16 protein-coding genes are annotated in these 14,908 nt (G+C 38.9%); 2 read left to right on the top strand and 14 right to left on the bottom strand.

The features are described 5' to 3' along the window. Positions 1–3: 3 nt before the first annotated feature. The 10 genes from pdxJ to AC2117_RS04720 form a co-directional block, all read right to left on the bottom strand. The gene (gene pdxJ, locus AC2117_RS04765; protein ID WP_133972261.1) at positions 4–729 is read right to left on the bottom strand and encodes a pyridoxine 5'-phosphate synthase; all 726 of its coding nucleotides are present in this window, start codon (positions 727–729) and stop codon (positions 4–6) included. A 13-nt stretch (positions 730–742) separates the two neighbouring features. Then, complete coding sequence (gene recO / locus AC2117_RS04760; RefSeq protein ID WP_003650313.1) at positions 743–1,456, bottom strand: DNA repair protein RecO; 714 nt, start codon at positions 1,454–1,456, stop codon at positions 743–745. Positions 1,457–1,465: 9 nt separating this feature from the next. Continuing rightward, positions 1,466–1,669 carry an NF038104 family lipoprotein gene (locus tag AC2117_RS04755; RefSeq protein WP_133972259.1) on the bottom strand — a complete coding sequence of 68 codons (204 nt, stop codon included), beginning with the start codon at positions 1,667–1,669 and terminating at the stop codon, positions 1,466–1,468. A 17-nt stretch (positions 1,670–1,686) separates the two neighbouring features. Beyond that, the gene (gene era, locus AC2117_RS04750; protein ID WP_133976197.1) at positions 1,687–2,709 is read right to left on the bottom strand and encodes a GTPase Era; all 1,023 of its coding nucleotides are present in this window, start codon (positions 2,707–2,709) and stop codon (positions 1,687–1,689) included. Positions 2,710–2,720: 11 nt separating this feature from the next. Beyond that, positions 2,721–3,413 carry a ribonuclease III gene (gene rnc / locus AC2117_RS04745; RefSeq protein WP_016137378.1) on the bottom strand — a complete coding sequence of 231 codons (693 nt, stop codon included), beginning with the start codon at positions 3,411–3,413 and terminating at the stop codon, positions 2,721–2,723. Further along, complete coding sequence (locus AC2117_RS04740; protein WP_133972257.1) at positions 3,385–3,759, bottom strand: DUF4845 domain-containing protein; 375 nt, start codon at positions 3,757–3,759, stop codon at positions 3,385–3,387. Before AC2117_RS04740 ends, rnc begins: the two co-directional genes overlap by 29 nt. A gap of 24 nt (positions 3,760–3,783) precedes the next feature. Then, positions 3,784–4,611, bottom strand: a complete 828-nt coding sequence (gene lepB / locus AC2117_RS04735) for a signal peptidase I (protein ID WP_013197097.1) — start codon at positions 4,609–4,611, stop codon at positions 3,784–3,786. A gap of 76 nt (positions 4,612–4,687) precedes the next feature. Further along, complete coding sequence (gene lepA / locus AC2117_RS04730) at positions 4,688–6,505, bottom strand: translation elongation factor 4 (protein WP_133972255.1); 1,818 nt, start codon at positions 6,503–6,505, stop codon at positions 4,688–4,690. 176 nt (positions 6,506–6,681) lie between these two features. Next, positions 6,682–7,131: an acyl-CoA thioesterase gene (locus AC2117_RS04725; protein WP_045429619.1), complete on the bottom strand. Its 450-nt coding sequence runs from the start codon at positions 7,129–7,131 to the stop codon at positions 6,682–6,684. Between the two features lie 124 nt (positions 7,132–7,255). Then, on the bottom strand, positions 7,256–8,632 hold the full coding sequence (locus tag AC2117_RS04720) for a Do family serine endopeptidase (RefSeq protein ID WP_197730988.1): 1,377 nt from the start codon (positions 8,630–8,632) through the stop codon (positions 7,256–7,258). A gap of 230 nt (positions 8,633–8,862) precedes the next feature. Between AC2117_RS04720 and nadB the strand changes: the two genes are divergently transcribed. Next, entirely contained in the window at positions 8,863–10,506 is a 1,644-nt protein-coding gene (gene nadB, locus AC2117_RS04715) for an L-aspartate oxidase (RefSeq protein WP_133972253.1), read from the top strand. Positions 10,507–10,561: 55 nt separating this feature from the next. Here the strand turns inward: nadB and AC2117_RS04710 are convergent, their stop codons facing one another. The 4 genes from AC2117_RS04710 to pabC form a co-directional block, all read right to left on the bottom strand. Next, entirely contained in the window at positions 10,562–10,978 is a 417-nt protein-coding gene (locus tag AC2117_RS04710) for a PaaI family thioesterase (RefSeq protein ID WP_016146122.1), read from the bottom strand. Positions 10,979–11,116: 138 nt separating this feature from the next. After that, on the bottom strand, positions 11,117–11,716 hold the full coding sequence (gene tmk, locus AC2117_RS04705) for a dTMP kinase (RefSeq protein ID WP_133972252.1): 600 nt from the start codon (positions 11,714–11,716) through the stop codon (positions 11,117–11,119). Positions 11,717–11,725: 9 nt separating this feature from the next. Continuing rightward, the gene (gene mltG, locus AC2117_RS04700) at positions 11,726–12,796 is read right to left on the bottom strand and encodes an endolytic transglycosylase MltG (protein ID WP_133972251.1); all 1,071 of its coding nucleotides are present in this window, start codon (positions 12,794–12,796) and stop codon (positions 11,726–11,728) included. Between the two features lies 1 nt (position 12,797). Beyond that, positions 12,798–13,610 carry an aminodeoxychorismate lyase gene (pabC, locus tag AC2117_RS04695; protein ID WP_133972250.1) on the bottom strand — a complete coding sequence of 271 codons (813 nt, stop codon included), beginning with the start codon at positions 13,608–13,610 and terminating at the stop codon, positions 12,798–12,800. 263 nt (positions 13,611–13,873) lie between these two features. Between pabC and AC2117_RS04690 the strand changes: the two genes are divergently transcribed. Then, positions 13,874–14,881: a sulfate ABC transporter substrate-binding protein gene (locus AC2117_RS04690; RefSeq protein ID WP_042898110.1), complete on the top strand. Its 1,008-nt coding sequence runs from the start codon at positions 13,874–13,876 to the stop codon at positions 14,879–14,881. The last annotated feature ends 27 nt before the right edge of the window (positions 14,882–14,908 follow it).

The following is a 14,908-nucleotide window of genomic DNA, read 5'->3' as shown; positions in this document are numbered from 1 at the left end:
CAATTAACCTGCCACCTGAATTGCCGCTTTCATATCTTTAACAGCTTGAACCAGACCTACAAAAATGCTGTCAGCAATAATCGAGTGCCCAATGTTTAACTCGTGAATTTGTGAGATAGCAGCAATTGGAGCAACATTCTTTAAATTAAGTCCGTGACCCGCATTTACCACCAAACCTTTTGAAGCTGCGTATTCCACACCTTTTATAATACGTGCTAGTTCTTCTTGCTGCTCTTGTTCTGTTATCGCGTCTGCATAGGCCCCCGTGTGTAATTCAATAGTAGGTGCTCCACAAGCAATTGCTGCATCAATCTGAGCTAAATCGGCATCAATAAATAATGATACATCACAACCAATAGCAGCCAAGGCCTGAGTTGCAGCTTTAACCTTATCAAAGTTACCTACTACATCTAAACCACCTTCAGTTGTTACTTCTTGGCGTCTTTCTGGCACGAAGCATACATGCTGTGGCTGAATTTCTTTGGCAAACTCAACCATTTCATCAGTAACAGCCATTTCTAGATTCATGCGTGTTTTTAATAATGGTCGCATACGACGTACGTCATCATCCTGAATATGGCGACGATCTTCACGCAAATGCAAGGTAATCCCTTCTGCACCAGCTTGTTCACAAATGAGAGCAGCTTCTACAGGGTCTGGATAAGTAGTACCGCGCGCCTGTCTTAAAGTAGCAACATGGTCTATGTTTACACCAAGCAATGCAGCCATAAATAAATCCTAATTACGATTGAGTTTGAGTATTTTGAATCCACAATTGTCGACTTTTTAGGGGACGATCTCCTAAAAGCGATGTAATCATTTGACGGTATAGTTTACCTAATAATTGCAGTTGTTCGTGAGAAAAATCCTGTCCTTGCTCATAATCCACCATAGACAAAATCGCTTTTCCTGACAAAGAGGAACGACTCGCCTGCGCAACGGGAGCAAAACCTTCGGTCACTTGAAATTGATAAAACTGATGAGATTGAATCGGCTGCTGCTGAGTATCAATTGAAAAATCAAGTGCGTACCCTAGTTCAGGCAGAAGCACATGTTCGAACTGACGCAATATCTGTCTTAAAAAAAGATCGGGCTGATCATTAGAAGCGAGCTGCTGTAACTGCAATAGAGTTAACTGATATTGCTCAAAAGATTGAGGCATTGCCTCTTCTAGTGGACATAGCCGAAGAATGATTTCACTTAAATAAAATCCGGCAAAAAAGGCGTCACCAAAAAAGAAAACAGGCTGATTTAATATTTCTAACTTGGTAAAGTTTTTTAGCTCACTTTTACCTGTCGCTTGTAATCGGATAGGTTGATACTGAGGGGGCGGAGTCTGTCTTAAAATACCATCGACTCGCCCATATTCCTGAGTAAAAAGATGCACAATATGACTTTTTTCACGGTACTTACGGTGATGAATCATATATCCATGGAGGACTTCATTGCGCATCATAAAAAGAAACTATTCCTCAGATTCTTTTTCTTTTTTGTCATCCTCATCATCACCATCAGGAATCACCGCACCTACAACAGCCGCTGTACCTTTGACAACACCTTTTGTAGTTTTATAGGCGATCCCTACTGGTACGGTTACAAGCTTATATACACAACCTTGTAACATCAATGTACATCCAACTATAGTCACCAATGATGTAATTGTTTTCATACCAGTATCCTTATCCTTTAGATATCACTATATCCTAAGCTTTTTAAGGCACGCTCATCATCAGACCAGCCACCCTTCACTTTCACCCAAAGTGTGAGCATAATTTTTTGCTCAAACATTTTTTCCATGTCTTTTCGGGCATCCATACCGATTGTTTTAAGCTTGGCACCTTTTTCACCAATTACAATCGCTTTTTGGCCCGCACGATCTACAAAAATCGTTGCATCAATATAAGTACAAGCTGGTTTTAAACGACCCGTTTTTTCACTAACAGCAGCTTCTTCCGTTTTGAAAGATTCGATTTGTACTGTTAAATCATAAGGTAGTTCTTCACCTAACTGGCGCATGATTTTTTCACGAATAATTTCGCTAGCTAAAAAGCGTTCAGAACGGTCAGTAATCTGATCAAATGAATACAAAGGCGCTTGATAAGGAAGATACTTCTCAATCGTTTCACTCAAGTGTTCCAGATTTGCTCCACGTAATGCAGATACAGGAACAATCTCGGCAAAATTCATAAGCTTTGCACGCTCTTGAATTAAAGGCAGAATATCTCTTTTATCTTCAAAAGTATCAGCCTTGTTAATCACCAAAATTACTGGCATTTCAGCATTTTTGAGTTTTTCAAGCACTAAGTCGTCATTTGGAGTCCACTTATAAGCATCAATAACGAATAAGACCAAATTGACGTCACGTAATGCAGAATGAGCTGCACGGTTCATCATTTTATTAATAGCGCGTACTTCTTTTTTATGCATACCTGGGGTATCTACATATACCGCCTGCATTTTTTCACGCGAATCAATACCAATAATTTTATGACGTGTTGTTTGAGGTTTACGCGAAGTAATAGAGAGCTTTTGACCTAATAAATGGTTCATGAGGGTAGATTTACCCACATTTGGACGTCCTACAATCGCCACAAATCCGCTCTTAAAATCCGAAGGAATTGTCACGCCTTTGGAACTAAAAAATTGATCAATCAGATTATTAGGATCTTGGTTATCATTTGAATCTGGATTGATTTGATCAGAATGCATCGACATGCAGGTTATTGCTCCAATAACTTTAAAATTTCCGCCGCTGCTGCCTGCTCGGCAAAACGACGACTTGAACCCTCACCATAAATCCTTGATAAACCATCTATCAAACATTCAACTTTAAAGTGCTGGTGAGGTGCATCACCCTGAATATCTACAACCTCGTAAACAGGGAGAGGTTTTTTACGTGCTTGTAGATACTCTTGTAAACGTGATTTCGGGTCTTTAAGTTGATCCGTAGGTTCAATATGGTCTAAATAGGGTACATACCATTTTAGCACAATATCTGTAAGTAAGTTGAGATCACCACTATCAATATAAATTGCACCAATAATCGCTTCTACCGTGTCAGCCAATATTGACTCACGATGATGACCACCAGATTTCAATTCACCCGTACTTAATATTAAACACCGACTAAGTTGCAAATCGGTTGCAATCTTACCTAAAGCTTCCTGACGTACTAAAGTCGCTCGCATACGCGTTAGACGACCTTCGTTTTCATTTGGATAGGCATGATATAGATAATTGGCAACAATCATACCTAATAATGAATCGCCTAAAAATTCCAAGCGCTCGTAATTGTATTTATGACTCACCGAACGATGAGTCAAAGCTAACTGTAACAATTCAAGCTGCTTGAATTGATATCCGATTCGACTCAATAAGCGAGGATCACTTAGTTTGAACTGATGTTTTATCAAAACTCTTCTCAAATGTTAAAACTAAATCAATATTTGATAAGAAAGGTTTTCTTACTTCATATTTCTTTTTGACTATCAGACCAGACTGATTAAACACTTGCGCAATCTCTTTAAAGTGGAGATCACGAATATTGTTCATTTCCAGTCGCTGATCCATTTGTGTCGCAAACTTCTGTGGTGTGATCTCAGAAGAGCTTTCTTGTAAAAGCTCCTCTATCTGATTATTAATCAAGCGATCATCCCAATATGCTGGCCAAACTGCAAGTACAGCTTTTACTGCAACTGCAAATATAACCACCCCAAATAAAATTGCTAAATACGAAGTACCTTGTTGTGCCTTACGCATTTCTTTTTTTCCTAATGGTTGTTTTTAATCTATTTTTCCATTTCGGCCAAAGTTAGGAAGATGTAAACCCGGTTCTTTATGCATCCACACATAGAATGCTCGCCCTGTTAAATTTTCTTCAGGAACGAAGCCCCAGAAACGACTGTCTGCACTTTGATCACGGTTATCTCCCATTGCAAAGTAATGTCCTTTTGGAACAGTCACTTCCCAATATAAACCGTCTTGGTTTGCATATTTACCATTTTCAACATAGTTGATAAACGGTGCTTGACGCGCCACATTTACGCCTTCAAGTTCACGCATCGTAAAGGTGTGCTCACCTATCGTCTCTTTATGATAAATAGACGTTGGGGTATCTAACACATCTTTTTCGCGACTAAACTGTGTTAATACTTTCGGTACTTTTTGTCCGTTAATAATCAATTGTCCATGATCATAAACAAGATGATCACCCGGCAAACCGATTACACGTTTAATATAACTAATGGTAGGTTGAGGTGGATAACGGAATACAATCACATCACCACGCTTGGGTTCTCCCACATCAATAATTTTCTTATTGACGATAGGTAAACGCACACCATAATCAAATTTATTAACCAGAATAAAATCACCAGTTTCTAAAGTGGGTACCATAGAGTCTGATGGAATATTAAATGGTTCATAAAGAAATGAACGAAGTACAAGTACTACAGCTAAAACTGGCCAAAAGTCATAGGCCCAGGTAATAACAAAATTTTCGTTCCCGCGCCCTTTATTTGCACGCTGTTTGAATACAAGTTTATCTAACAACCACACTGCAAATAGAATCAGCGTAACTGGAACAAGAATTAAATTAAAATCAAAATCCACACGACCTCACTCGCAGCCTAGCTGCTTGTCTTAAAGTAGGGAAAAGCAATATTTTGCTTCCCCCTACCCTCATTTCTTATCTTTCTACTTTCAATACAGCCAAGAACGCTTCTTGTGGAATTTCAACACTTCCCACTTGTTTCATACGTTTCTTACCTTCTTTTTGTTTAGAAAGTAGTTTTTTCTTACGTGAAACGTCACCACCATAACATTTCGCTAATACGTTTTTACGCATCGCTTTTACAGTAGAACGAGCAATAATCTGTGCACCGATAGCCGCCTGAATAGCAACGTCGTACATTTGGCGAGGAATCAAATCTTTCATTTTCTCAACCAATGCAATACCACGATGACGTGCGTCATTACGGTGACAAATCATAGCCAAGGCATCAACCTTGTCACTATTAATTAATACATCAACCTTAACTAAAGCTGAACTTTCGAAACGTACAAAGTTATAGTCTAGCGATGCAAAACCACGAGAACATGATTTTAATTTATCAAAGAAATCCATAACGACTTCAGCCATCGGGATTTCAAAGGTAATAGAAACTTGATTACCCAAGAATTTCATATCTTTTTGAACACCACGGCGTTCAATACATAGGGTCATTACATTCCCTAAGTATTCTTGAGGAACAAGGATATGACACTCTGCAATCGGCTCGCGCAAATCTTCTACAGTAGATCCGTCTGGCATTTTTGATGGACTATCGATATAAATCGTTTCGCCCTTCTTGGTTAATGCTTCATAAATTACGGTAGGCGCAGAACTGATTAGATCAAGGTCATATTCACGCTCTAAACGCTCTTGTACAATCTCCATGTGTAGCATTCCTAAGAAGCCACAACGGAAACCAAAACCTAATGCATCTGAGCTTTCTGGTTCAAAAAATAAAGCCGAGTCGTTGATCTGCAATTTTTGTAGTGCTTCACGGAATGGCTCAAAATCACTCGCATCAATCGGGAAAAGACCAGCATAAACCTGCGGTTTAACCTTTTTAAAACCCGGTAAAATAGCAACATCAGGTGTAGCAGCAAGGGTAATAGTGTCACCTACTGGTGCACCAAAAATATCTTTAATACCCGCAATAACAAAACCTACTTCACCAGCTTCAAGAATATCTGTTTCAGTATGCTTAGGATTAAATACACCCACTGAAGTTACCGGATGAGTTTGTCCTGTCGATTTAACCAACATTTTGTCGCCCTTACGGATACGACCTTGTTTAATACGTACAAGAGAAACTACACCTAGGTAGTTATCAAACCATGAATCGATAATTAATGCCTGCAATGGAGCATCACGATTGCCTTCAGGTGATGGAATAACATCGACTAAACGCTCTAAAACACCTTCAACACCTAAACCAGTTTTTGCTGAACAGGTTGGTGCGTCGGTTGCTTCAATTCCGATAATTTCTTCAATTTCATGAATTACACGTTCAGGTTCAGCCTGCGGTAAATCAATTTTATTTAAAATAGGAAGAACTTCGAGACCTTGTTCAATTGCGGTATAACAGTTTGCAACTGATTGTGCTTCTACGCCTTGCGCAGCATCTACAACCAATAGCGCACCTTCACATGCGGCTAAAGAACGAGAAACTTCATACGAGAAGTCTACGTGTCCAGGAGTATCAATAAAGTTAAGTTGATATTCCTGACCATTCGGATGAGTGTAATACAGCGTGACAGAAGCGGCTTTAATGGTAATCCCACGTTCACGCTCAAGCTCCATTGAGTCCAAGACTTGGGCTTGCATTTCACGATCTTGTAGACCACCACACATCTGAATAAAACGGTCAGCCAATGTAGACTTACCATGGTCAATGTGAGCAATAATCGAGAAATTTCGTATATTTTTGATATCGACGGATTTTTTAGCTTGCGCCATGGGTTACCTTGAGAAAATATAGAGTGCTATGTAGCTTGTTTTAATACACAGCCAAAGCAGTTAAATTAATTGCGTGCGATTATAACAGATGGATATTTTAAAGTATCCAAAATAATCATTACCTTTTACTTATGTTTTTAAAAGGCCAATGCAGCCCAATTCCTTCTTAAGCAACCTCATGTATAAGAAACAGTAAAATCATAAGGGTTTATGCTTGAATCAAGTGGCTTGTATGCATGGGTAAAAGTTGGAGACATTCGTTTTGGGCGCCCTGTGGCAATTTCAATACATGCCCATTTGGTATTTCCAACAAATAATACAGCCTGATCTGATGGACGGAAAAATACATACTGGCGGAAAGAATAAAGCGCATTGATATCATCTAACCATGTGCGTAATACAATTTGTTCACCTTCAAATGCAGCTTTACGATATTGCACATGATGCTCAACAGCGACCATTGCATGTTTTAACTCTAGATATTTAGTGACCCCTACTCCTAATGTTTCAACATGAGCAGCAGCTACATCTTGCATCCACTGTACATACATTACATTATTCACATGTCCTAACGCATCAATATGATGTGGCTGTACCTGAATATGTAAATCAAAAATACTACTCACAAATGTTCACTCTTATTTATTAACGTTCAAACTAAAATAAGTGTAGGTAGATATCACTATACGCTCAAGATAAATAACAAAAAACCACCCATATTTAAGGTGGTTCATTGTTTCTTTTTTAAGTTTACTGAATACGTAAACCAAGCATTGCGCGTTGTCCCTGACGAATAATTGCGACACGTGCTACGGTATTTTTTTGCAAGTTAGAAACAACTTTTGCAAAATCCTGACTATTTAAAATCTGGTTATTGTTGACTTGAATAATCACATCACCCGGAATGATATTTGACAATGACGCTAAGCCACCACGGCGAACATCTTGTACATAGATACCACCTTTTACACTTAAAGCACTTTTTTCTGGTTCAGCTAAATCACGAATGCTCATTCCTAGAACTGGACCTTTAGACACCGCAGCTTGTGCTCCTGTAGCAGGAGTCTCATCTGGTGCAGTACTTAAAGTCGCCGAAATATTACGGGTTTTATCATCACGTAATACTTCAAACTGAACAGTTTGATTTGGTTGTACCTTATTCAAAGAATAGAGTAAATCACTAGTACGAAGTACAGGGACGCCATTTAATTTTAAGATGACATCTCCAGCTCTAAGTCCTGCTTTTTGTGCAGGTGAGTTTGGAGAAATCTGAGTAATTAAAGCGCCTTCAGGCTTAGGCAATTTGTAAGCATCTGCAAGATTACGATCAATATCTTGCATCATTACGCCAAGATAAGAACGTGTGACCTTACCTTTAGTTTTAAGCTGATCAGCTACATCCATTGCTACATCAATTGGGATAGAGAAAGATAACCCCATATATCCGCCAGTACCGCTAAATATACGAGAGTTAACTCCGACCACTTCACCATTTTGGTTAAATAGTGGCCCACCAGAGTTACCAGGATTTAGCGCAACATCAGTTTGAATAAACGGTACTGAAGTTTCGCCCATCATATTTCGTGATTTAGCACTGACAATACCCGCAGATGCTGAATAGTCAAAACCAAATGGAGAACCAATTGCTAAAACAGGCTCTCCTACTCGTAAGCGGTCAACGTTCCCTACTCGTAAAGCTGGATAGCTATTTCCGGTCACCTTTAACAATGCAACGTCTGTACGCTCATCGCTACCAACAACTGTTGCATCAATTTCACGTCGATCATTTAAAGTAATACTAATGCGTGAAGCATTTTCAATCACATGATGGTTTGTGAGTAGATAACCATCTTTACTAATAAAGAAAGCACTACCATATGCGGTCTTTTCTTGTGGACCTTGTTGCTGTGGAATGATGACTTGATTTCCGAAGAAACGTTTTAAAATTTCAGGAACTTGTTGCTGCAGCAATTCATCCTGAGTCATTTTTTTTACGACATTCACACTCACTACTGCTGGACTAACTTGTTCAACGAGGTTTGAAAAATCAACAGCAGCATTTGTCTGAACAGCAGCAACTGTAAATACCGCTGCATACATTCCTTGTTGTAAATAGCGAGTTTTCATTTGGTGCTCACCCACAATTGGTCTACGAGAAAAAGAATAAAACTTTTGTATCACAACACTTTGGAGTTGTGGGTAACAATATGTTTATTTGTAATACATCCTCACAATGATTATTTTACGCATTGCAACTTTTTAAGCCAATTGCAATTTTTCTGTGAGTTAGAGCGCTTAAGCTCTTGCCTTTTTAGATAAAAAGGGGTGTCATTAGCGGACGTTTTAAATTGTTGCGAATGGACATGCCTAATTTACAGACAATTCACCACTTTGACGTGATTATTGTGGGCAGCGGCGGCGCTGGTTTAAGTCTGGCTTTATCGTTACCAAATCATTTTAATATTGCAGTTTTAGCCAAAGCTGCTTTAACTGAAGCAAGTACCTTCTACGCTCAAGGTGGTGTTGCTGCTGTTCTTGATGAGACTGACTCTATTCAACAACACATTAATGACACTATGATTGCAGGTGCTCATTTGTGTGAAATGGATGCGGTTCAGCATACTGTAGAAGGTGGTCGCTCTTCTGTAGATTTTCTATTAAAGCAAGGCGTTCAGTTTACCCTAGATGAAGATGAACAACTTCATTTAACCCGAGAAGGTGGCCATTCACACCGCCGCATTATTCATTCTGCTGATGCAACAGGCAAAGCTATTTCAACCACTTTAGTTGAACGCGCTAAAGAACGAAAAAATATTACTATTTTTGAAAATTATATTGCGATTGATTTAATTACAACACATAAATTAGGCCATACCGAACAAGCGAATCGTGCTATTGGTTTATACGCATTAGATGAAAATACAGAAAAGGTGCATACCGTCCTTGCACCATTTACCGCGCTTGCTTGCGGTGGTGCAATGAAAGCTTACCTATACACATCTAATCCAGATATTGCTACAGGTGACGGCATTGCCATGGCTTACCGTGCGGGTTGCCGTGTAGCGAACATGGAATTTAACCAATTCCATCCAACTTGTCTCTATCACCCTCAAGCTCGTTCTTTTTTAATTACTGAAGCTATGCGTGGTGAAGGTGCGTATTTACGCTTACCTGATGGTGAACGTTTCATGCTTCGTTTTGATGAGCGTGCGGAATTAGCTCCACGCGATATTGTCGCACGTACCATTGACCACGAAATCAAACGTCTCGGTATTCGCCATGTGTGGTTAGACATTACCCACAAATCACCTGAATTTATTAAAGAACACTTCCCTACACTTTATGCACGTTTATTAGAGCTCGGCATCGACATTACCAAAGATATGATTCCTGTCGTACCTGCTGCTCATTACACCTGTGGCGGTGTTGTAGTCGACTCAAATAGCCAAACCGATATTGAAGGCTTATATGCGATTGGTGAAACATCTTATACGGGTTTACATGGTGCAAACCGTATGGCAAGTAACTCATTACTTGAGTGCTTCGTCTATGGCATGAGCGCAGCAAAAGACATCGAAAATAAATTTGATGAAGATTTAAAACTACCAGAAGTACCGTCTTGGGATGACTCTCAAGTTACCAATCCCGATGAAGATGTGGTGATTTTACAAAACTGGGATGAGTTACGTTCCACCATGTGGAATTACGTCGGTATTGTCAGAACCACGAAACGTTTAGAACGTGCTTTACACCGTATTGAAATGTTAAAGCGTGAGATTACTGAATACTATCAAGACTATCGTGTGAGCAAGAATCTGATTGAACTGCGTAATCTTGTTCTCGTATCTGAGATGATTGTTCGTTGTGCAATGCAACGTAAAGAGTCTCGAGGTTTGCACTACACTCTAGATTATCCAGAAACCTCTAAAGAAATACGCAAGACCGTTTTGACTCCGCCTAATTTTGCAGTAGAACAACCATTGGTTAATACTGATATTTAAGCTGTTTTTCTACAAAAAAGCACAGTTCAGACTGTGCTTTTTATTACTTTAATATTTATGATCGAGGTGGAATTGAGTAAGTCGCGGTAACATGCGCCACAGGTTCATCTAATCCCACTGAATAAATCCAAACTTCACCAACAACCAAGCTCTTCCCGACTTTCATCAGTTTACATTCACTACGTAAGTCTTGATCACCCGCGGGTTTTCTTAAAAAATTAATATTAAAGTTGGTCGTCACAGCTAAACCAACAATACCGATCTCACCTAATATCGCGATATATAAAGCAAAATCTGCCAAAGTCATCATAGTTGGGCCAGATATGGTGCCACCGGGACGTTGATGTCTTTGATCAACGTGATAATAAACTACTGCTGCTTTGGGTGTGACTGATTCAATCGTGCAATGTTCAAGACTGGGTGGAAATTCCTTTTCAAGAAATGCCACGATTTCTTCTTTTGAACTTTTCATCCTTGTTATTCTTCAATCTATAAAATCATATGTAAGATAGCATAAGAAAATGAAGAATATTTTCTATGACGATTCAAACCAGAATTGTCGTTATTTTTAACCACTCCCATAAAATATGAGAGTGGCTCATACACTTATCTATCCTAAATATTGCAAAGCTTGCTCAAAAACCTGATCAGGACTTTGTGTAGCATCTAATCGCTTAATCCGTTCTGGTTCAGCTTTCCACAAGGTTTCATAACCTTCACGAACCTTGGTAAAGAAGCTTAGCTTTTCTTGTTCAAATCGATCTAAAGCTCCGCGTTCGCGTGCTCGATTCATACCAAGTTCAATCGGTGCATCTAACCAGAATGTAATATCTGGCATGCGTGAAACAAAGTTCTGATTTAAAAGCTGTAATTTATCTTGGCTTAAACCACGACCAGAACATTGATAAGCAAAACTTGCATCGGTAAAACGGTCACTTAGCACAATTTTTTTGGCTTCTAAAGCAGGTACAATGACTTGCTGTAAATGTTGCGCACGGGCAGCATAAATCAGAAGCAACTCAGTATCATGACTCATATTTTCATCATGATTAACCGCCAAAAGCATAGCGCGAATTTGTTCAGCTAGCGGTGTACCACCCGGTTCACGTGTTAAAACAACCTGTTTACCTTGTTCTTCAAAATGCTGATGAATTTTTCGAATAAGCGTAGTTTTGCCTACACCTTCCGTGCCTTCAAAGCTAATAAACATCTTTTTTCCTTATTTCTTCGATCTCAACACGGATAAATAGTCTTGCACCGCTTGATTATGCGCTTGCAAGCTTGCCGTAAATTTATGACCACCATTTCCGGTTGCAACAAAATAGATGTTGTTTGAATCATCTGGATGCAACGCAGCTTCAATTGCTTTCTGGCTCGGCAAAGCAATTGGTGTTGGCGGTAAGCCATTAATGGTATAGGTATTATATGCTGTTGGGGTACGAAGGTCTTCTCGGGTAATGTTACCTCGATAAGTTTCACCCATACCGTAAATCACAGTTGGATCAGTTTGTAGACGCATACCCATTTTTAAACGGCGTACAAAAACACCCGAAACCTGTGTGAGTTCACTGTCTAAGCTCGTTTCTTTTTCAACAATAGAAGCCATAATTAATGCTTCATATTTATCTTTATAAGGTAAATTTGGTGCACGATTTGCCCAAGCTGCATCCAATGCTTTCCTTTGGCGATGATATAAATCGGTAAGGATTTTCTTGTCAGTCTCGCCTTTAGCAAAAAAGTAGGTATTCGGTGCAAACAAACCTTCAGGATGATCATACGGAATGCCCAATGCTTTCATGAGCTGATCGTCAGGTAAATCTAATATTGTATTTTTTACGTTTTTATCATTTTTTAGTGCAGTAATAAGCTGTTTAAAAGTTGTACCTTCAATGACCAAAACACGGTTCATCTGAGCATTATCCGCATCAGATAACATCTCTAATACTTCTCTTACACTCATTCCCTGTTCAATTTCATACACACCAGCTTTCATGCTGTCATGAATCATAAATTTCTGATAAAGCTTCAATACTACTGGAAAGCTAACTTGGCCTTCTTTCGCCAACCGATCAATAAAACCAGAATAGGTTTCACCAGATGTAATCGATAACATCTGTTTTTTGCCTTCAATAGGATAAGCTTTAAATAAACTCGACCATAAAATGGCAAAAGTAGAAATTAAGACAATAAAAAGGCCAATTAAAACCAGTGGCTTAGAAAATTTTGGAGCTTGTTTCTTGTTATTTTTCTTGGCGTTTTTTGCTTTCGCATTCACAGGTGGCTTCGGCATATTAATGAATCTGATTCAAGTTAAGGATATGAAATAAATCTATGCATGCCTGTGTTTCTAGCGTTTTTTCACCTAAATGAGTGACCACTCGCATAGGGTGTAAAGCATTACAGAAGAATAGACTTTGTATTTCAGATACTTCATCTAATTCAACCACACGTACTTCACAGGCAATACCATGGTGCTGCATACGCGCCAGAATTTCTGCCCGCATTACACCGTGGACGCCATTATAGCGAAGTTCGGGAGTAATCCATCCATCATTTAAACGAATAAAACAATTACTACTGACCCCTTCAACAATATAACCTTGTACATCAGTAACTAATGCTTCAGCCCACCTTAGTTGATCTGCTTCTTTTTTTAGCAATACTTGTTCAAGACGGTTTAAAGATTTAAGCCCAACTAAGCTTGGCATGGTTAAACCTAAGGCCTGATTTAAAACGCCACACTGGATAGAGTCTGGCTGAAATGGCTCTAAAGCTTTCGGATAAAACCAGATATAAATATCAGCATTATGCTTTGGCAAACTATAACCACGGTCACCTATCCCACGACTAATCACAATTTTTAAAGTGCCATTGAGCACAAGATGCTGTTTTTGTAGTTGCTGTAAACTCTGTTCTATTAATTCGAAATCTGCAGTTAAAGACAGTTTTTGACATGCAAGTTTTAGCCGTTCCCAATGTCTTTCTTTAAGCTCAATCTGGTTTTGAAAAACACGAATTGTGGTAAAGCATCCATCACCATAATGAAATGCTCGATCGAGTAAAGGAATGGTTTCAACAGGTTGCCCATTTTTAAAACACCACATGTTTAATCCACCCCCTGCTTAAAATGATCCAACAATACAACACCTTTCATTTAAACAATAAATGACTGATTTTTAAAAATTATACCGATTTCGTATCCACTTTTGAAACTTGTTATATATCAAGATTTAAGAATAACTTATCTGTTTTTACTATTTCTATTTTTTTCATATTAAATTCGTTTTTTATTATTTTTTTAGAATAAAGACTAGCGCTATTCTTCGTTCATGTTTTGAACATTTCATATTTTTTGAGGACTTATCTCATGCGTTTTTCTCAGTTAAAAGTCGGGGTTATCGCTGCACTTCTTTCAGTTTCATCATTTGCAGCTCAAGAATTTTTAAACGTCTCTTACGACCCTACTCGTGAGTTATATACAGATTTCAATAAACAGTTCGGTACTTACTGGAAACAACGTACTGGTCAAGATATTGAGTTTAAACAATCACACGGCGGCTCTGGTAAACAGGCTCGTGCTGTTATTGATGGCTTAAATGCAGATGTAGTGACTTTAGCACTTGCAGCAGATATTGATGAAATTGCTGAAAAAGCAAAATTACTTCCAACTGACTGGCAGAAAAAGTTACCGCAGAATTCTACTCCATACACATCAACTATCGTGTTTTTAGTGCGTAAAGGTAATCCTAAACAAATTAAAGACTGGGGTGATTTAATCAAACCAGGTGTAGAAATTATTACACCAAACCCGAAAACTTCTGGTGGTGCTCGTTGGAACTATCTTGCTGCATGGGCATGGGCAAAACATCAAGCAGGTGGTAACGATGCAAAAGCTCAAGAGTTTGTTCGTCAAATTTATAAACATACCAAAGTTTTAGACTCAGGTGCGCGTGGTGCAACTACAACTTTTGCTGAGCGTGGTATTGGTGATGTCTTACTGGCTTGGGAAAATGAAGCACATTTAGCAACTCGTGAGCAACCGGGCAAGTTTGAAATCATTACTCCCTCTCTTTCAATCTTAGCTGAACCTCCTGTAGCAATTGTCGAGAAAAATGCAACAAAAAAAGGCAACTTAACCATTGCTAAAGGTTATCTCAACTATTTGTATTCTCCAGCAGGTCAAGAAATTGCAGCACGCAACTTCTATCGTCCACGTAATGCAGCCGTGCTTAAAAAATACAGCAACGTATTTAAGCCGTTGAAATTGGTTACGATTGATAAAGAATTTGGTGGCTGGACGAAGGTGCAAAAACAGCACTTCGATAACGGCGGTGTTTTCGATCAAATCGTGAAAATCAATAGTACAGAGAAGTAATTCTTTGCACTAAAGACAAGGAGAACA

The organism is Acinetobacter calcoaceticus (genome assembly GCF_900520355.1).
Taxonomy (GTDB): domain Bacteria; phylum Pseudomonadota; class Gammaproteobacteria; order Pseudomonadales; family Moraxellaceae; genus Acinetobacter; species Acinetobacter calcoaceticus_C.
This window is presented reverse-complemented; position numbering and strand designations above follow the sequence as displayed.

Bases quoted from the DNA above. Each gene is read 5' to 3' on its own strand.
- AC2117_RS04690 (WP_042898110.1), top strand. From the start codon at position 13,874: ATGCGTTTTTCTCAGTTAAAAGTCGGGGTTATCGCTGCACTTCTTTCA.
- pdxJ (WP_133972261.1), bottom strand. From the start codon at position 729: ATGGCTGCATTGCTTGGTGTAAACATAGACCATGTTGCTACTTTAAGA.
- AC2117_RS04720 (WP_197730988.1), bottom strand. From the start codon at position 8,632: ATGAAAACTCGCTATTTACAACAAGGAATGTATGCAGCGGTATTTACA.
- pabC (WP_133972250.1), bottom strand. From the start codon at position 13,610: ATGTGGTGTTTTAAAAATGGGCAACCTGTTGAAACCATTCCTTTACTC.
- lepA (WP_133972255.1), bottom strand. From the start codon at position 6,505: ATGGCGCAAGCTAAAAAATCCGTCGATATCAAAAATATACGAAATTTC.
- AC2117_RS04755 (WP_133972259.1), bottom strand. From the start codon at position 1,669: ATGAAAACAATTACATCATTGGTGACTATAGTTGGATGTACATTGATG.
- tmk (WP_133972252.1), bottom strand. From the start codon at position 11,716: ATGTTTATTAGCTTTGAAGGCACGGAAGGTGTAGGCAAAACTACGCTT.
- AC2117_RS04740 (WP_133972257.1), bottom strand. From the start codon at position 3,759: ATGCGTAAGGCACAACAAGGTACTTCGTATTTAGCAATTTTATTTGGG.
- recO (WP_003650313.1), bottom strand. From the start codon at position 1,456: ATGATGCGCAATGAAGTCCTCCATGGATATATGATTCATCACCGTAAG.
- AC2117_RS04710 (WP_016146122.1), bottom strand. From the start codon at position 10,978: ATGAAAAGTTCAAAAGAAGAAATCGTGGCATTTCTTGAAAAGGAATTT.
- era (WP_133976197.1), bottom strand. From the start codon at position 2,709: ATGCATTCTGATCAAATCAATCCAGATTCAAATGATAACCAAGATCCT.
- nadB (WP_133972253.1), top strand. From the start codon at position 8,863: ATGGACATGCCTAATTTACAGACAATTCACCACTTTGACGTGATTATT.
- mltG (WP_133972251.1), bottom strand. From the start codon at position 12,796: ATGCCGAAGCCACCTGTGAATGCGAAAGCAAAAAACGCCAAGAAAAAT.